The sequence below is a fragment of the Paraburkholderia tropica genome, from assembly GCF_914484835.1.
Lineage (GTDB): Bacteria > Pseudomonadota > Gammaproteobacteria > Burkholderiales > Burkholderiaceae > Paraburkholderia > Paraburkholderia tropica_A.
In genome coordinates, this window is the sequence record NZ_CAJZAR010000116.1 from 1 (window position 1) to 16,663 (window position 16,663).

Consider the following 16,663-nt stretch of genomic DNA (forward strand, 5'->3'; position numbering starts at 1 on the left):
ATGCGCGAGCGCCTGCTCGCAATAGACGATCGAATGACCGGCGGCGAGCAGGTCGAGCGCGGCCAGTTCTTCCGCACCGCCGTGCGAGAGGCGCGTTTCGTAGCCGCCGAGCGCGCGGAACGCGGCCGCGCGGAAAATGCAGGCGCCCGGCATGTAGCCGGCCAGCGTGGGGCCGGGTTGCTCGTCGACGCCGGGCGAGGTGGCGTGCAGCATCAGGCAGGCCGGATGGATTTCGCGCTCGTCGTCGCCGACCACGCGCGCGTTGAGCACGGCGACCTGCGGATGCTCGTCGAGCAGCAGCGCCGCGCGCGCGAGCGCGCCGGGGGCGAACCACGTGCTGTCGTCGCAGCAGGCGACGTAGTCGGTGGGCGCGAGCGCGATGGCGCGGTTGAAGCCCGCCATGCCGACGTCGCCGAGCGCCTGGACGATGCGCACCTGCGGGAATAGCGAGGCGAGCAGGCTGACGGTGGAATCGGTGGAGCCGTTGTCGGCGACGATCACGTACGGATGCTCGGGCAGCGCCGTGAGGCGCGCGACGGTGTCGATGGTCTGGCGCACGTGATTGCGCGTGAGCACGATCACGGTGACGCGCGGCCCCGTGCGGGGCGCGGATTCGGACGCTGAGGCGGGATCGGATGCGTTCATGGCGGTTCGGACGGCTTGAGCCGGCGGCCAGTATGCAGATCGCTCTGCGGTCATGAGTTCGAGCATACGCCGAAGGCGCGGCGCGTGCACGTCATGGCCGGTCCGGGTGCCTGCACGCGCGCGGTGCATGAGCGGCGTATCGGCGCGATGCGGGTGCCGATGCTGCGTTGCGGAGCGGGTTTCGACGCGGCGATCCGCGCGATTTCCGCGTGCTGTGCAACGATCGGCGGGGCGGAATCAGCGCGCCGGAATCGTCGTCCCTTCCGTATGCGGATACATCGCGAGCAGCACGCGCAGCACGCCGTTGGTCCAGCCGAAGCCGTCCTGCAGCGGATATTCGCCGCCGCCCGCCGACGAAGCCTTCGCGGCGGCCGCGCTCACATCGTACTTTTCGACCAGTTTGAAGGTGCGCCGATAGTAGACGAGGTTGGTGGCGATCCAGCGCGTGGCGATGGTCTGCGCGAGCGCGTGTTCGCCGTAGCGGCGCAGCCCGGCGATGGCGAGATATTGCAGCGGCGCCCAGCCGTTCGGCTCGTCCCATTGCTGGCCGCTCGACACCTGCGTGGTCGCGAGTCCGCCCGGACGCAGCAGGCCCGCGCGCACGGCGGCGGCCACCTGGCGCGCCTGCGCGCGCGTGGCGACGCCCGCGTAAAGCGGATAGACGGTCGCCGCCGTGAGCCGGTGCGTGAGCGTGTGGTGCACGAAGTCGTAGTCGCCGAACGCGTGCAGTTTCGGGTCCCAGAGCACGCGGCCGATGGCGGCGCTGCGCTGCTGCGCGCGCTGGTTCATCGCCTCGGCCTGCGCGGCGTCGCCCTTCAGGCCGTAGGCTTTCGCGAGCGTGCGTTCGAGATCGACGAGCAGCGAGTTGAGGTCGACGGGCACGAGCGAGGTGATGTCGATGGTCGCGAGCGTGCGGTTGTCGGCGAACCAGCGCGAGCTGAAATCCCAGCCGGTTTCGCCGCCCGCGCGCAGATTGCGCCAGAGATCGGCGGCCTCGCGCTGCGGCGCGGCCTGCGCGGTCAGCACGTCCTCGCGGTAGGACTCGTCGCGCGGCGTGTCGCGCGCGTCCCAGTAGCGGTTCAGCAGCGTGCCGTCCGCGAGCCGCACCACGTGCTGCGCGGCCTCGCCGGGCTTGAGCGTGTCCGCGCCCGCCATCCAGTAGTCGTATTCCTTGCGCAGTTCCGGCAGATAGCGCACGTAGACGGCGTCGCCGTCGCGCTGCGCGACGAGCGCCACCATCTGCGCGAAAAACGGCGGCTGCGAACGGCTCAGGTAATAGCTGCGGTTGCCGTTCGGAATGTGGCCGTAGCGGTCGATCAGGGCAGCGAAGTTATCGAGCGTGTCGCGCGTCAGATCGTGACGTCCGCTCGCCTCCAGGCCGAGCATGATGAAGTACGAATCCCAGTAGTAAATCTCGTTGAAGCGGCCGCCCGGCACCACGTACGGATTCGGCAGCGGCAGCAGCGACGAATACGTCTGCTGGCCCGCATCGGGGTTGCGGCGCAGCACGTTCCAGAGCGTGTCGATATGGCTCGCGACGTCCTGATTCGGATCGGAAACGTAATGGTCGGTCGCGAGTTTCGCTTCGGAAAAATGCTGCCCGACGAACTGCCGGAGCGCGGTTTTGCGCGCGTCGGCGTCGGTGATGCCGGCGTGCTGGGTGCGCCACATTTCGTATTCCTCGACGATTCTGGCGGGCGCTTCGTTCGGCGTCATGTCCGCGAACGTTTTGCTGTCTGGAAAGACCTGCGCGAGTTCGACGTCGCGATAAAGCTGGCCGTACAGCTCGGACGGCGGCAGCGGCAAGGCGGCGGGTTGCTGCGCCGCCGATGCCGTTGCGGCTTGGGCGGGTTGCGAAGCGGGTTGCGAAGCGGCTTGGGCTGTGGCGGGCGCAGCGGATTGCGCCACGTCCTGGGCGAACGCCGCGCCCTGCGCGGCGCATCCAAGCGTGAACGCGACGCACAGCGCGGCGGCGCGCTGCTTCAAGTTCGTGTGCGGTTTCCGATCGGAAATCGGGAAAACTTTTGCTGCGAAAGGGCGACGAGAGGCGGACGAAGCGGACGAAGCAAACGAAGTCGGCATGGCTTGAGGTCGTTTTTCGAGGTGGTCGGTAACAAGGCGCTGGCGCGGTGCAGCAATTTCCATTCCACTCACTTCCGCTCACTATCGTGCCGATCGGAAACGCCGCTCGCGGCGGCGTGTTTCCCATCGGCATCGGCGGCGCCAACTATTCGCTTTCGGAAACTCGCGTTCCGGCACGTTATTCGTAATCAAGATAGTCCCTATTCTCGATATCGCGTTGCGCGATATCGCCTGCGCCCGCCAAACTTGCGAAAAATCAACATGCTCAACATGCAAACGGAGACAACCAGCATGCGCACACAAGTCGGCATCATCGGCGCCGGGCCCGCAGGCCTGCTTCTTTCCCACCTTCTTCATCTGCGCGGCATCGACTCGGTCGTGCTGGAAATGCGCGGCCGCGAGCAGATCGAATCGACGATCCGTGCGGGCGTGCTCGAGCAAGGCACGATGGACACGCTCAGCGAAGCCGGCGTCGGCGCGCGCATGAAGGCCGAAGGCGCGCTGCATCACGGCTTCGAACTCGCGTTCGAAGGCAAGCGCCGCCGCATCGACCTCACCGATCTGACCGGCAAATCGATCACCGTCTACGCGCAGCACGAAGTGCTCAAGGATCTCGTCGCCGCGCGCGTGCAGGCGGACGGCAAGCTGTTCTTCAACGTCAGCAACACGTCGATTCACGGCATCGAAACCGATGCGCCGTCGATCCGCTTCGAGCACGCAGGCGAGCAGCACACGCTGCATTGCGACTACGTGATCGGCTGCGACGGCTCGCAAGGCGTCTCGCGCGCCGCGATTCCGGCGGCGCTGCGCCAGGATTACGAACGTGTGTTCCCGTTCGGCTGGTTCGGCATTCTGGTCGAAGCGCCGCCGTCGTCCGACGAACTGATCTACGCGCGTCACGAACGCGGCTTCGCGCTCGTCAGCACGCGCTCGCCGAACGTGCAGCGCATGTATTTCCAGTGCGATCCGAAAGACAGCGTCGACAACTGGTCCGACGACCGCATCTGGGCCGAACTGCACGCGCGCGTCGACTCGCACGACGGGCATCAGGTGGTCGAGGGCAAGATCTTCCAGAAGAATATCGTCGGCATGCGCAGTTTCGTTTCGACGACGATGCAGCACGGCCGCCTGTTTCTCGCGGGCGACGCGGCGCATATCGTGCCGCCCACGGGCGCGAAGGGCCTGAATCTCGCGGTCGCCGACGTGCGCGTGCTGACCGCGGCGCTGGTCGCGTTCTACAAGGAAAGCCGTACCGATCTGCTCGATGCGTACAGCGAAACCGCGCTGCGCCGCATCTGGCGCGCCGAGCACTTCTCGTACTGGATGACGCGCATGATGCACCGCCTCGACGATGCGTCGCCGTTCGAGCAGCGTTTGCAGGTCGCGGAACTGGAGCACGTCACCACCTCGCGCGCGGCGGCCATGGCGATGGCCGAGAACTACGTCGGCGCGGTCGCGGTTTGAGGCGCGGCGCGCGCGTTCACGACACACCGCCTGAAATCCAGCGGTAAAACACAAGGGGCGCTCAGGCGCCCCTTGTTTCATGGTGCATTCGCCAGAAGCAGGCCAACGCACATCGGCGCAAAGCGCAACGCGGCCCGCTCAGATCGCCGTCAGCGGCGCGATGCCGAACTCCGCCGCCAGATCGTTGAACGGCTTGCGTACCGAATCGGGCAGATCGATCGTCGTCTGATGCCGCGCGCGATTGTTCGCCTCGTATTGCCCCGGATACTGCACGGGATACGCCGGGTCCTGCGGCGGGCAGCTCAGCAGATAGTCGAGGAACGAATCGACTTCCTGCGAGCGCCACGTCGCGTCGAAATCCACCTGTGGATCGAGCACGAGCGCGAACATGTTGTTATGCGCGACGCCGTTGCGCGGATTGTCGGGATGGATCGTGCCGCCGCCCGACAGCACGCCCGCGAGCAGTTCCGCCACGAGGCCGAGCGCATAGCCCTTGTGCGCGCCGAACGGCAGCAGCGCGCCGGGCGGATCGGCCTGCAGCACGTGCGGGTCGTTGGTCGGCTGCCCGTCGGCGTCGATCAGCGAGCCCGGCGGCGCTTCCAGGCCGTTTTCCGCGAGCACGCGCGCCTTGTTCACGGCGATCGCACTGGTCGCGATATCGACCACGAACGGCGGTCGTCCGCCCGGCAGCGGCCCCGCGAAGCAGAGCGGATTGGTCGTGAGGCGCGGCTCGCGTCCGCCGAACGGCGCGACGATCGGCGGGCGGTTCACGACGTTGGTGAACGCGAGCAGCACGAAGCCCTGCTCGGCGACCATCTCGCCGAAATGGCCCATGCGCCCCAGATGATGCGTGTGGCGCAGCGTGACGATGCACTGGCCGTGATCGCGCGCGCGGGCGATGGCGTCGTCGATCACGACCTTGCCCACGTGCTGGCCGAAACCCGTGTGGCCGTCGTAGGCGATCAGCGCGCCGCGGTCGACCACGCGCTCGGGCCGGCCGTCGGCGACCACGAGACCCGCTTCGAGTCCGCGCCGGTAGTTCGGCAGGATCGACAGGCCGTGGCTCGCGTAGCCCACGCGGTCGGATTCGATCAGGTGGTCGGCGACATCGGCGGCGATATCGGCGGGCACCGAGAGATGCGTGAGCACGTCCACGGCGAAGCGGCGTGCATCGGCGATTGCGACTTCCATCAGCGGCTCCTGGTTGCGTGAAGCGGCGCCCGGGCCGCGTGCAGCGGGGCGCCGTGAAATAGCGATGAAATCGGCCGACGAACTGCGGTTAATGAACTGCGGTTAACGAACGTCGGCCGATGCGTTTCGTTCGATGAAAATCCGTCGACGCCGATCGTTCGATCAAAGCCAGCCGAGCCAGCGCCACCACGTCGCCGCGAACAGCAGCAACAGCAGATAGCCGACGATCGTGAGCACGATGCCCACTCTCGCGAACTGTTTCGCGGTGAAGGTCTCGGTGGCGAGGCACACCATGTTCTGCGGCGCGTTGATCGGCAGGATGAAGCCGAAGCTCACCGTGAAGCCGAGCAGCATCGCCACGCCGAGCCGGTTGAAGTCGCCCGACATCGATTGCAGCACCGCGATCAGGATCGGCAGCATCGCGGACGTGAGCGCGGTCGCGCTCGCGAAACCGAGGTGGATCACGATCAGGAACGCGGAGAGGATCGCGAAGGCCATGAACGGGCCGGCCGTGTCGAGGCCGGTGTGATGCGCGACGAGATCGCCGAGCCACTGGCCCGCCTTGGTCGTGAGCAGCGCGGTGCCGAGGCTGATGCCCACGCCGAACACGATCACTGTGCCCCAGGGAATGCGGTTCTGCACGGTCTTCCAGTCCATCACGCCGAAGCGCGGCAGCAACAGCAGCACGAGGCCGACGTAGGTCACCGAAGTGGTGTCGAAGGGGTGCAGCTTGCCCTCGGTGGCCCAGAAGCACAGCAGGCCGATGGAGACGCCGAGCAGCCGCTTCTGCGGCCCGGTCATCGGCCCAAGCTCGCGCAGCGACTTTTCGACGGCTTCCTTGCCGCCCGCGATCGCGTCGGTTTCGGGCGGCAGCATCTTGAGCACCAGCACGAGCAGCACCGCCGACATGATCAGCGCCCACGGCGCGCCCGCGATCAGCCAGTCGAGCCAGGTCACGCGCGCGCCGAGCATCTTGTCCATGAAGCCGACGGTCAGCAGGTTCTGCGCGGCGGCCGTCTGGATGCCGACGTTCCAGATGCTGGTCGCTTCCGCCACCACGATCATGATGCCGGCCGCGATGTTCGAGCGCTTCTCGACGCCGAACGCCGAGATCACGCCGACCATGATCGGCACCACGCAGGCGCTGCGCGCGGTGGCGCTCGGCACCACGAGCGAGAGCACGATGGTCACCGCGACCGCGCCGATCAGGATGCGCCGCGTGGTCGTGCCGATCAGCGAGAGCGTGACGAGCGCGATGCGCTTGTCGAGGCCGGTCACGGTCATCGCCGCCGAGATGAACAGCGCGCCCGCCACCAGCGCGAGCGCCGAGTTCGAGAAGCCCGCGAGCGCCATGCTGATCGCTTTCGAGGTGCCGTAGTCGACGGCCGGATTCTCGATGGTGGGCGCGGTGCCGACCAGAAACGCCATCAGCGAGGTGATGATGATCGCGCTGGCTTCGTAGGAGACGGCTTCGGTGAGCCACACGACCACGGCGAAGGCGAGGATCGCGAGCATGCGCTGGCCCGCGGCGGGCAGGCTCGCGGGCAAGGGCAGCAGCAACACGACGACGAGCGCGATGACGCCCGCGATCAAGCCGATGGGGATGCCTTTTTTGGGCGCCGGTGTCGGCTGTGAACTGGCCTGCGGATTCGCTGTATTCATGACGTGGACTCCGGGTGGAAGTCGCGGGCCGCGAGGCGATGCGATGCAAGGCGGGCGGCGGCGGCGCGCGAGGCGAATCGTGTCGGTGCGTGTGTCCTGGGTGTGGCTGTGGATCGGTTATCGGCAAGCAATCGATCCGCCGTCGGTCGGCAATCGATCCGCTATCACGCGGCCAAAATCGGCGACCGGTTTAATCCTGGGCCGGATGCGCGTTTGGCCGATGGCGGGAAAGATCGTCCCATATCGGGCAGGGCGCTGCGCTGAAGGTGCGCGCGAAACGAACGCGGTGCAAACGTCGGGGAGGCGGCGCTCGAGCCGGGGAGGATCGCGGCGAGGCGGGAAAAGGTGGGGGGGAAGGCGGGGGAAAAGGAAAGGGGGACCGGCTATCACGCCGGTCCCCCCATGCGCGTTACTGGCTCGCGCCTGCGGCCGCAGCGGCCTTCTTCTGCGCGTCCTGGATGTTCTGCGGGTAGTTCGGGTCGTTGTTCGCGGGCTTGTAGCCGGCGTCTTCGAGCTTCTTCAGTTCCGCGTTGTTCTTGGCGCGGGCGGCCTTGCGTTCGGCCTTGTGCTGCGCCTTCTGCTGGGCTTTCTGTTCCTTGTGTTGCTGCGCTTTCTGTTCCTTGGTGAGCGGCGCCGAGGCGGCGGGCGCGGCTTCCGTGGCGGCCGGTGCGCTGGCGTCCTGAGCGAAGGCCGGTGCGGTGACGCCGAGCGCGAACGCGGCGAGGGCCGCGGCGAAAGTCAGCTTGCTGGTGGTGGAACGCATTGATACCCCTCTTGGTTGATTTGTACTGCTGGTTTAGGGCTGTGATGCAAGGACGCGAGAAGCGGCGTCCGCGCGGACGCCGTCGACGGGCCCATGACGGCCCGCGCCCAATGTATACGATCCGTGCCGAAGACGGTAGCAAGGCCGACCCTGGCTTGCAGGGCGCCTGTCGCGCGCATTTTGAGCGGGGATGGCGTGGGGTTTTGCGCGGCGTTTATCGCATGATGCGTGCGCCTCGCGCGCGAGCATGAGTGGATGCCGGTTCCATCGCCCATGCCGTTTATGGCGCTTGCGCCACGTTATGCCGCGTTACGCCGCGTTGCCCCGATCAACGCGCGCCGCTCACGCCGAGCTTCGCCGCCGCGCGCTCGACGAGTCGCGCGCGTTCGGTCAGTGACGCCGCGTTGAGCGCGCGCACGCGCTCGACCACGGCGGGCGGCGCGCTGTCGGGGCTGCCCGCGTCGAACGGCGGCGCGGGCGCGTATTCAAGCTCCAGTTGCAGCGCTTGCGCCGCTTCCACGCCGATCAGTTCCGCCGCGAGCGTCAGCGCGAAATCGATGCCCGCCGTGATGCCGCCACCCGTGATCAGGTTGCCGTCGCGCACCACGCGCGCCTTGACGGCGATCGCGCCGAACGGCTCCAGCAGCGTGTGAAAGGCCCAGTGCGTGGTCGCACGGCGGCCGCGCAGCAGGCCCGCCGCGCCCAGCACGAGCGCGCCCGTGCAGACCGACGTGACGTAGCGCGCGCCGCTCGCCTGGCGTTGCAGGAAGGCGAGCGTAGCGTCGTCGTCGAGCAGGGGGCCGACGCCGCTGCCGCCCGGCACGCAGATCACGTCGAGCGGCGGGCAGTCGTCGAAGGTCGTATCGGGTGTGAGCACGAGGCCGGTCGCGCCGGTGACCGCGTCGCGCGTCTTGCCGACGAGCCGCACCGCCGTGTCGGGCATCGACGCCAGCACGTCCCAGGGGCCGCAGAGATCGAGCGGCTGCACGTTGGGGAAAAGGAGAAAGCCGATCTGGAGCGCCATGCTGTGTTCCGTCGAGTGAGGGGAAGGGAGCGTTGAGGAACGCGTAAGGGCGTCGATGACGATGCAATTCGCCAGCGGCCCACATCACGACTTTAGGTTCCCGCGCGCGCGCCGGAGCGCCAAAAAAGGCGTAAAAGCTGCCAGCGCCCATCGACGAGGCCATGGATGCCGCGCATGCTGCGCGCGCACGAGCGTGGTGCAGACGCGCGGCGCGTGCCGCTTCAGCGTGCCTGATCACGCCGCGAACTGTGCACAAACGCCCCATAAACCCGCGCAAATTCTCGTCGCGCGCAGCTAACCGCGGCCACCTTCCGCACATGCGTACAATCCGGGCCACTCTGTATTCGCAGGACTCGACATGACTCCCCCCACTCCTGGCATCTCCCAGACGCGCTCCTTCACGACCGTCTTTCTGATCGAAATGTGGGAGCGCTTCGGCTACTACGGCATGGCCGCGCTGCTCGTCCTCTTCATGGTCGGTCAGGTCGGTTTCACCGACAGCCAGGCCAATCTCACGTGGGGCGCCTTCACGGCGCTCGTCTATGCCGCGCCGGCCATCGGCGGCTGGATCGGCGACCAGGTGCTCGGCGCGCGCCGCTCGATGATCGCGGGCGCGGCCGTGCTCGCCGTCGGCTACCTGATGCTGGCGCTGCCCAACGACAGCCTGCACCACATGTTCGCGTCGCTCGGCGTGATCGTGGTCGGCAACGGCCTGTTCAAGTCGAACGCGGCCAACCTCGTGCGCCGCATCTACGAAGGCGACGACGCGCGCCTCGACAGCGCGTTCACGATCTACTACATGGCCGTGAACGTCGGCTCGACCGTGTCGATGCTCGCGACGCCGTGGATCAAGGATCACTGGGGCTGGCACGCGGCCTTCGCGGTGTGCTGCGCGGGCATGGTGTTCGGCGTGCTCAACTTCTTCCTGATGCGCCGCACGCTCGCGCACATCGGCTCCGCGCCCGACGACGAACCGCTGCGCCTCGGCCGCGTGGCGCTCGTCGCCGTGGGCGGCGTGGCGCTGGGCGCGGCCACGCTGTTCGTGCTCCAGCACAAGGACGTGGCGGTGGCCTGCGTCTATGCGGCGGGCGTCGCCGTGCTGCTGGTGTTCGCGTGGATGCTGGCGCGCTGCGAACGCGCCGAGCGCGCGGGCCTCGTCGCCGCGCTGATCCTCGTGTTCCAGGTGATTCTGTTCTTCATCTTCTATCAGCAGATGTCGACCTCGCTGACGCTGTTCGCGCTGCGCAACGTCGATCCGCAATTCTCGCTGTTCGGCCACGCGCTCTTTAGCTGGAGCGCGGCGCAATTCCAGGCGCTCAATCCGATCTGGATCATGCTGCTTTCGCCGCCGCTCGCGATGCTTTACACGTCGCTCGCCAGGCGCGGCCGCGATGTGCCGGTGGCCGTCAAATACGCGATCGGCTTCGCGGTGGTGGCGGCGGGCTTCTTCGTGTTCGCGGGCAGCGGACGCTACGCCGTGGACGGACGCGTGTCGTCGTGGTTCATGGTGGCGGGCTACGGGCTCTATTCGCTCGGCGAGCTGCTCGTGAGCGGCCTCGGCCTCGCGATGGTCGCGCGCTACGTGCCCGCGCGCATGGGCGGCTTCATGATGGGCGCGTATCTGGTCGCGACGGGCGTTTCGCAGTATCTGGGCAGCGTGGTGGCGAATTTCGCGAAGATGCCGTCGGGCGAGCTCGACGCCGTCACGTCGCTGCCGCTCTATACGCGGCTGTTTACCGGCCTCGGCTGGCTCGCGGCGCTCGGCATGCTGATCGCGGTGTTGCTGCTGCCGCTGATGCGCCGCCTCTCGCGCGAGCATCATGCGAGCAGCGTCCAGGTTAAAGGCGACGAGCGCGAGCCTTCAGCCGCCGCTTAATACGCGACGCGCGCGCTGCGCGGTAAGCGCGACACGTGAGGAGAACGCCCGGACGTTGCGTCAGTCCGGGCGTTTTTTGTTGGACGCAATCGCTTGCGCGGCGAAATCGCAATGGGACGTTCGCGCGCGCAGGAGCGCGTTGTTAGCGCCATTCTGGCAATATTCCTGCTGATCAGCGCTAATCGTCTGCGCCACCGCGAGGCAAGGCGAGCGTGCGCTATCCGCGCGTTTGATCGTGTGTTTCGCACGTTTCGCGCGTTGAATCGCGCCGCCCATCCGCATCGACCGTTTTCCCGTTTTCCGCATGGATCTCCACGTCACCGTTTCAGGCCGCCGCGATCTCGCCGGGCAGATCTACCGGCAGTTGCGCGAGCGCATCGTCGAGGGACGGCTGGCGGGCGGCACGCGCCTGCCGTCCACGCGCGACCTCGCGCTGCAGCTGAAGGTCTCGCGCAAGACCACGCTCGACGTGTTCGAGCGTCTGCTCGCCGAAGGCTATCTGGTCGCGCGGCGCGGTTCGGGCACCTTCGTCGCTGAAACGCTGGAGCGTCTGCCCGCGCGCACGCCCGGGCATGCGAACGCGCAGATCCGCGCGGCGCAGGCTGCCGAAGCACGCCTCGAATCAAGCCGTGACCCGAGCCGCAACGCAAGCCGCGAAGCTAACGGCCAGACCGCCGCGCCGCCCGGCGTGCAGGCGCAGCCCTGGTGGCGTGTGGACGAAGGCGCGTCCGACGGCATGCTCGCGCTGCCGCGTCCCGATGCGCGGCTCGTCTGCGATTTCGCGGGCGGCGTGATCGACAAGTCGCGTTTTCCGTTCGACGTCTGGCGCCGCTGCGTGAACGAGGCGCTGCGCGTGCAGGCGCGCGGCCACGGCGCGTATCGCGAGCCGGCGGGCGAGGAGAGCCTGCGTCTCGCGATCGCGCGCTATCTCGCCTTCAACCGCGCGGTGGAGAGCAACTGGGACGAGGTGATCGTCACGCAGGGCGCGCAGCAGGCGCTGACCTTGCTGGCGCGCGTGATGCTGCGTCCCGGCGATACGGTCGCCGTCGAAGATCCCGGTTATCCGCCCGCGCGCGACATCTTCGCCTCGCTGGGCGCGACGGTCGTGCCGGTGCCCGTCGACGGCGACGGCCTGATCGTCGACCAGTTGCCGGAGGCGGCGCGCATCGTCTACGTGACGCCGTCGCATCAGTTTCCGCTCGGCATGCCGATGAGTCTCGAACGGCGCGTGGCGCTGCTCGAATGGGCGCAGGCGCGCGGCGCGCTCGTGATCGAAGACGACTACGACTGCGAGTTCCGCTTCGAGGGACGCTCGCTGGAGCCGCTCAAGAGTCTCGATCAAGCGGGTCTCGTGGCGTATGTGGGCACCTTTTCGAAGACGATTTTTCCCGAGCTGCGCGTGGGCTACATGGTGCCGCCCGCCGCGCTCGCCGCACCGCTGATGCGCGCGCGCCAGGTCGCCGACTGCCACGGCTGCATGCTGACGCAAACGGCGCTCGCAAGCTTCATGCTCAACGGCCATTTCGCGCGGCATCTGCGGCGCATGCATCAGACCTATGCGGCGCGGCGCGCGGCCTTGCTCGCGCATTTGCGCGGGCCGCTCGCGCGCTGGCTCGAACCCGTGATGCCGAACACCGCAGGCCTGCACCTGGCCGCGCGTCTCGCGCCGGGCGCCGACGAAGCCGCGCTCGTGGCAGCGGCGCGCGCGGCGTCGGTCGGCTTGCATGCGCTCACGCCGTTTCATCTGCGCGAACCGGCGCAGCGCGGTTTTTTGTTCGGCTACGGCGCGGTGGAGGTCGAGCAGATCGACACGGCGCTCGCCGCGCTCGCGATGCGATTGCAGACGTCGTAAAAGCTGTTACGGCACATTGCGGGCGTGTCTTTACCCCGCTGAGGTGTCTTCTGCACGACGCAAAAACGACTCCAGCGGCGCAAAAACGCCATACGTGTGGCGTTTTTGCGCCATCGCGGCTGTGTCGGACGGACGCGGACGCGTCGCACGCGAGGCGCTCGGGAGCGCGTTTACCCCTGTAAACAGGTGTCAAAATGCGTCGTGCAGTCAGCGCGGAGCAACAAATTTGCATCTGCGATGCAAAAGAATCACGCAAAACGCTTGCACGCTTGTAGAATCCGCCGTTGAAGCATTTGCATCCCGCTGTGCTTCGTCGACTCACTGACCAACACTGGTAGGAGAAACATGCCGACTTCCGCAAAGAAAGTAGCCAAAAAGGCAGCAGCCCCGGCTACCAAGAAAGTTGCAGCAAAGAAAGCGCCCGCCAAGACGGCCGCAGCTAAGAAGGTCGCCGTGAAGGCGTCCGGCGTTTCGTCGCCGATCAAGGACACCTTCACGAAGGCCTCGCTGGCTGCTCACGTTGCTGAGCGCGCTGGCGTCGAGCCGAAGGCCACGAAGGCCGTGCTCGCCGCGCTGGAAGACACGATCCTGGGTTCGGTCCACAAGAAGGGCGCCGGCGAGTTCACGCTGTCGGGTCTTCTGAAGATCGTCGTTCAGGCTGTTCCGGCGAAGAAGAAGCGCTTCGGCAAGGACCCGTTCACGGGTGAAGAGCGCTGGTTCCCGGCCAAGCCGGCATCGGTCCGCGTCAAGGCACGCGCACTGAAGAAGCTGAAGGACGCAGCAGCAGGCTAATCGCCTTCGCCGTGGCCTCGCGGTCACGGTTTGCGTCAGCTTTTGCTTCAGTACCCAAAGAATCCCCGTTGGCATCGCGCCCGCGGGGATTTTTATTTGCGCGCGAGAAACGTAGCGGCGATGTGGCGGGTGTATTATCTATGTTCAGATGTTATTAATGTGTCTTGTCAGCAATGAGCCGCAATTTTCGGGCGATTGTGACGAACAGCCTGCCGATTCTTAACGCAAGTTCCGAGATTTCCGTTTTATCCATGCTCCCATGTTATGCCTGATTCCGAACCCAGCATCCGCCAGATCGAAGCGTTTCGTGCCTTGATGCAGGCGCGCACCGTGACGCGCGCGGCGGCGGCGCTCGGCGTCTCGCAACCGGCGGTGAGCCGTCTGCTCGCCGACTTCGAGGCGGGCGTCGGGTTCGCGCTGTTCGAGCGCCGCAACGGACGCCTCTGGCCGACCGCGCACGCGCACGCGCTGCACGAGGAAGTCGAGCGGGCCTTCACGGGATTCGAGCGGGTCATTCAGGCGGCGGCGCAGATTCGCGAGCAGCGTCGCGGCGCGCTGTGCATCGCGGGCGCGCCGGAGTTTGCCGCGGATTTTCTGCCGCGCGTGGCGGCGGCGTTCGCGCACGAGCATGCGGGTGTCGACGTGGCGCTGCTCGCGCTGGAGCCCGCGCTCGCGCTAGAGCGTGTTGCGTCGCGGCGCTGCGATCTGGCGTTTGTCGGCGCGGCGGCGGCGCCGCGCGCGGTGCGGCTCGATTTGCTCGGCGAGTGGCCGATGCGCTGCATCGTGCCGCGCGGCCATCGTCTCGCGCGCAAGCGCGCGGTGAGTGCGGCGGACTGCGAGGGCGAGGCTTTCGTCTCGTTCGCGGCGGGGACGGAGGCGCGTTTGCGGATCGACCGTGCGTTTTCGGAGAGCGGCGTGACGCGTCGTCTGGGCGTCGAGGCGAGTCTCGCGCAGGCGGTCGTGACGCTCGTGGAAGCGGGCTGCGGCATCGCGCTGATCGATCCGCTCACGGCGGCGGCCGCGAGTGCACGCGTGGCGGTGAAGCGCTTCGCGCCCGCGTTGCCGGAGCCGCTTTACGTGGCGCGTTATGCGGAGCAGGAGCGTGCGCCGCTTGCGCAGGCGTTCGTCGATCAGGCGGTGGCGGCGCTGGGCAGGTTGCGCTGAGGGCGCGTGGCGGGTGACGTTGGGGTGGCGTTTCGGCTGGCGTTTCGGGTGACGTCGAAGACGACGTCGAGCGCCGCGCGCGAGGCTGCCATCGCACGCAGGATGCCGTGATCGACTGGCTGCCGGGGGGCGGTCGCGCAACTTGCGTGGGAGCCGCAGAGATGCAGCGGTCCAGAAGTGCAGAAGTGCAGCGGCAATAAAAAAGCCAGCCCGGCTTTCGCTTGGGGCTGGCTCGTGCAGCGTGTGCTTTTTAGCTGCGAGGTCTCTTCGCGCCGCCGGGCTCGCGCCCGGCCTGGCTGCTCGATTAGAACTTGTGGCGGATGCCGAGGCTGACCAGCTCTTGCGAGCTCGAAGCCGAGTTGTAGCTGTACGAGCCGATTGCTGCGCCGGCGACCGACGTCGAGCCGTCCGCGTTCAGCTGCGTGCCGTTGGCGTGCTGGTAAGCAGCCAGTGCGTACAGGTCGGTGCGCTTCGACAGGTTGTAGTCCGCGCCGATCGACACCTGGTGGTACGTGTTCGACACGTTGCCCGCGCCGTGCGTGTACGTGTAGCCGAGGCCCAGCAGCATCGCCGGCGTCAGTTGATAGCCGAGGAAGCCAGCAGCGATGTTGAAGCGCTCGGTCGACGTGAAGCCCGGGTTCAGAGCCGTCGAGTACGCGTCCGGCTTGAACTGGACGTTGCTGTAACGCACGCCGAACGTGAACGGACCGGCGACGTATTGCGCGGCGATCGAAGCGATGCCGAGCGACTTGGCCGTCTGGTAGCCTTCCGTGATCTGGTTGTCGAACACAGCGCCCGACGTCGAGACCGTGCTCCATGCCGACGTCGAACGATCCGAGAGGCTCGACGAGTTGTCGGCGCGGAAGTAGCCCGCGGCGATGTTGAACGAGCCGATGCCGTACGTGGCGGCAGCCGACCACGTCTGGCCCGAGCCCGTCGCGCCCGCGACGCCGCCCAGTGCGTACAGGCCTTCGAACTGGAAGCCGCTCAGAACCGGCGAGACGTACTTGATCGCGTTGTTGGTACGCGAGCTGTTGTCGTTGTTGTCGATGTCGCCCGGCGTCGTGAACGTGCTGCCGAAGTAGTTGTCGGCGGTCAGCGGCTGAACCATGTCGACCAGCGGGTCGTACTGGCGGCCCAGCGTCACGGTGCCGTACTGGTCATGCGTCAGGCCGACGAATGCCTGACGACCGAACATGCGGCCGCCTTGCTGTGCAGCGCCGGTGTTCAGGTCAAAGCCGTTTTCCAACTGGAAGATAGCCTTCAGGCCACCGCCCAGATCTTCCGTGCCCTTGAGGCCCCAGCGATCGCCCGAGATATTGCCTGCATAGAGGCCAACGAGGTTTGCGTTGTTGCCGTTGGCATCCATGGTGTTGTGTGCCCACTGGATCGATTCATCGATCACGCCATACAGGGTCACGCTGCTTTGTGCGTGTGCTGCGCCCGCTGCGGCCAGCAGTGCCACGGAAAGGGTCGAGAGTGCGATTCGTTTCATCCAGTTTTCTCCACGCAGTTGTTTGGTTTAATTGTTGCTGTTGCGCGATGGAGAATAACGCAGGGGTGCAAATCCCTAGAATTAAAAAAAAATCAGTGTCGCAAAAAGCTGACACCGCCTCACGAGCCCTTATGACACGGGCTATTGAGCGATTCTTCCTGATAACGAAATATTGGATTGTTGACTCTGCATTATTGTCGTTTCTGATACAAGTAGCGAAATGTGCAACCTCGCGAGATGGCGAATCAGGGTAAACCGGGTGCAACTAGGGGTGTGCCCTGGTTGCGCCTGGAGTGCGCGAAGTATTACCGGTCGAACGCCCGACTGACGTGGGTGCCGGGCGCGGGCGGGAGGTGCGGGAGCGGCGTTCAGCCCTTGCGGCGGCCGACGGTGTGACGGCGTCCGGTGGCGGCGGTCATGGCGATCGCGGCGCTCGCCACGATCAGGACCGAACTCCACGGATGGCGTTTGACGTAGCGGTCGGCGGCCGCAACCGTGCGGCCCGCCTGGACCAGCGTCAAAGCGGCGGCGTAGGTGGCGCTGTCTTCGAGGCGCACGACCGAGCGTCGGATCTGCAGGCCGCCGCCGTGCCGGCGCGCGAATGCGCCGCCCGCCGACCGGGCCTTGCCGATCGCGCGCAGCGGGGCGTCGGC

13 protein-coding genes and 1 pseudogene are annotated in these 16,663 nt (G+C 66.9%); 5 read left to right on the forward strand and 9 right to left on the reverse strand.

What is annotated here, in order from left to right; all coding sequences use genetic code 11:
• Together LDO54_RS38405 and treF are read right to left on the reverse strand one after the other, a co-directional pair.
• The coding region (locus LDO54_RS38405; protein ID WP_224018319.1) for a glycosyltransferase family 2 protein at nucleotides 1-645 on the reverse strand (645 nt) is incomplete at its 3' end.
• Between the two features lie 237 nt (nucleotides 646-882).
• A complete protein-coding gene (gene treF / locus LDO54_RS38410) occupies nucleotides 883-2,631 on the reverse strand; it encodes an alpha,alpha-trehalase TreF (RefSeq protein WP_224018321.1) in 1,749 nt (582 codons plus the stop codon).
• Between the two features lie 387 nt (nucleotides 2,632-3,018).
• Between treF and LDO54_RS38415 the strand changes: the two genes are divergently transcribed.
• On the forward strand, nucleotides 3,019-4,191 hold the full coding sequence (locus LDO54_RS38415) for a 4-hydroxybenzoate 3-monooxygenase (RefSeq protein WP_224018323.1): 1,173 nt from the start codon (nucleotides 3,019-3,021) through the stop codon (nucleotides 4,189-4,191).
• A 138-nt stretch (nucleotides 4,192-4,329) separates the two neighbouring features.
• Here the strand turns inward: LDO54_RS38415 and LDO54_RS38420 are convergent, their stop codons facing one another.
• From LDO54_RS38420 to LDO54_RS38435, 4 genes are all read right to left on the reverse strand, one after another.
• A complete protein-coding gene (locus LDO54_RS38420) occupies nucleotides 4,330-5,382 on the reverse strand; it encodes an Ldh family oxidoreductase (protein WP_224018325.1) in 1,053 nt (350 codons plus the stop codon).
• A gap of 162 nt (nucleotides 5,383-5,544) precedes the next feature.
• Nucleotides 5,545-7,044, reverse strand: coding sequence for a DASS family sodium-coupled anion symporter (locus tag LDO54_RS38425; protein WP_224018327.1), 1,500 nt, complete (start codon nucleotides 7,042-7,044; stop codon nucleotides 5,545-5,547).
• A 409-nt stretch (nucleotides 7,045-7,453) separates the two neighbouring features.
• On the reverse strand, nucleotides 7,454-7,807 hold the full coding sequence (locus tag LDO54_RS38430; RefSeq protein WP_224018329.1) for a DUF4148 domain-containing protein: 354 nt from the start codon (nucleotides 7,805-7,807) through the stop codon (nucleotides 7,454-7,456).
• A 328-nt stretch (nucleotides 7,808-8,135) separates the two neighbouring features.
• Nucleotides 8,136-8,831, reverse strand: a complete 696-nt coding sequence (locus tag LDO54_RS38435) for a DJ-1/PfpI family protein (protein WP_224018331.1) — start codon at nucleotides 8,829-8,831, stop codon at nucleotides 8,136-8,138.
• Between the two features lie 358 nt (nucleotides 8,832-9,189).
• Here LDO54_RS38435 and LDO54_RS38440 point away from each other — a divergent pair, with 358 nt between their 5' ends.
• Nucleotides 9,190-10,707, forward strand: a complete 1,518-nt coding sequence (locus LDO54_RS38440) for a peptide MFS transporter (protein WP_224018333.1) — start codon at nucleotides 9,190-9,192, stop codon at nucleotides 10,705-10,707.
• A gap of 60 nt (nucleotides 10,708-10,767) precedes the next feature.
• Here LDO54_RS38440 and LDO54_RS38445 read toward each other — a convergent pair whose 3' ends face one another.
• Nucleotides 10,768-11,013, reverse strand: coding sequence for a hypothetical protein (locus tag LDO54_RS38445; protein WP_224018335.1), 246 nt, complete (start codon nucleotides 11,011-11,013; stop codon nucleotides 10,768-10,770).
• On the opposite strand from LDO54_RS38445, the gene LDO54_RS38450 reads away from it, so the two are divergent.
• The 3 genes from LDO54_RS38450 to LDO54_RS38460 all read left to right on the forward strand — a co-directional run bounded on the left by LDO54_RS38450 (nucleotide 11,012) and on the right by LDO54_RS38460 (nucleotide 14,515).
• Entirely contained in the window at nucleotides 11,012-12,559 is a 1,548-nt protein-coding gene (locus tag LDO54_RS38450) for a PLP-dependent aminotransferase family protein (RefSeq protein ID WP_224018337.1), read from the forward strand. The two genes, LDO54_RS38445 and LDO54_RS38450, sit on opposite strands and share 2 nt — an antisense overlap.
• A gap of 345 nt (nucleotides 12,560-12,904) precedes the next feature.
• A complete protein-coding gene (locus tag LDO54_RS38455; protein ID WP_065059517.1) occupies nucleotides 12,905-13,351 on the forward strand; it encodes an HU family DNA-binding protein in 447 nt (148 codons plus the stop codon).
• Between the two features lie 264 nt (nucleotides 13,352-13,615).
• Entirely contained in the window at nucleotides 13,616-14,515 is a 900-nt protein-coding gene (locus LDO54_RS38460) for a LysR substrate-binding domain-containing protein (protein WP_224018338.1), read from the forward strand.
• A gap of 304 nt (nucleotides 14,516-14,819) precedes the next feature.
• Here LDO54_RS38460 and LDO54_RS38465 read toward each other — a convergent pair whose 3' ends face one another.
• Nucleotides 14,820-16,010 carry a porin gene (locus LDO54_RS38465; protein WP_224018340.1) on the reverse strand — a complete coding sequence of 397 codons (1,191 nt, stop codon included), beginning with the start codon at nucleotides 16,008-16,010 and terminating at the stop codon, nucleotides 14,820-14,822.
• A gap of 368 nt (nucleotides 16,011-16,378) precedes the next feature.
• Nucleotides 16,379-16,663: pseudogene (locus LDO54_RS38470) on the reverse strand (hypothetical protein); the annotation flags it as partial.

Bases quoted from the DNA above. Each gene is read 5' to 3' on its own strand.
- LDO54_RS38450 (WP_224018337.1), top strand. From the start codon at position 11,012: ATGGATCTCCACGTCACCGTTTCAGGCCGCCGCGATCTCGCCGGGCAG.
- LDO54_RS38435 (WP_224018331.1), bottom strand. From the start codon at position 8,831: ATGGCGCTCCAGATCGGCTTTCTCCTTTTCCCCAACGTGCAGCCGCTC.
- LDO54_RS38455 (WP_065059517.1), top strand. From the start codon at position 12,905: ATGCCGACTTCCGCAAAGAAAGTAGCCAAAAAGGCAGCAGCCCCGGCT.
- LDO54_RS38425 (WP_224018327.1), bottom strand. From the start codon at position 7,044: ATGAATACAGCGAATCCGCAGGCCAGTTCACAGCCGACACCGGCGCCC.
- LDO54_RS38465 (WP_224018340.1), bottom strand. From the start codon at position 16,010: ATGAAACGAATCGCACTCTCGACCCTTTCCGTGGCACTGCTGGCCGCA.
- LDO54_RS38445 (WP_224018335.1), bottom strand. From the start codon at position 11,013: ATGCGGAAAACGGGAAAACGGTCGATGCGGATGGGCGGCGCGATTCAA.
- LDO54_RS38415 (WP_224018323.1), top strand. From the start codon at position 3,019: ATGCGCACACAAGTCGGCATCATCGGCGCCGGGCCCGCAGGCCTGCTT.
- LDO54_RS38420 (WP_224018325.1), bottom strand. From the start codon at position 5,382: ATGGAAGTCGCAATCGCCGATGCACGCCGCTTCGCCGTGGACGTGCTC.
- LDO54_RS38430 (WP_224018329.1), bottom strand. From the start codon at position 7,807: ATGCGTTCCACCACCAGCAAGCTGACTTTCGCCGCGGCCCTCGCCGCG.
- LDO54_RS38440 (WP_224018333.1), top strand. From the start codon at position 9,190: ATGACTCCCCCCACTCCTGGCATCTCCCAGACGCGCTCCTTCACGACC.
- LDO54_RS38460 (WP_224018338.1), top strand. From the start codon at position 13,616: ATGCCTGATTCCGAACCCAGCATCCGCCAGATCGAAGCGTTTCGTGCC.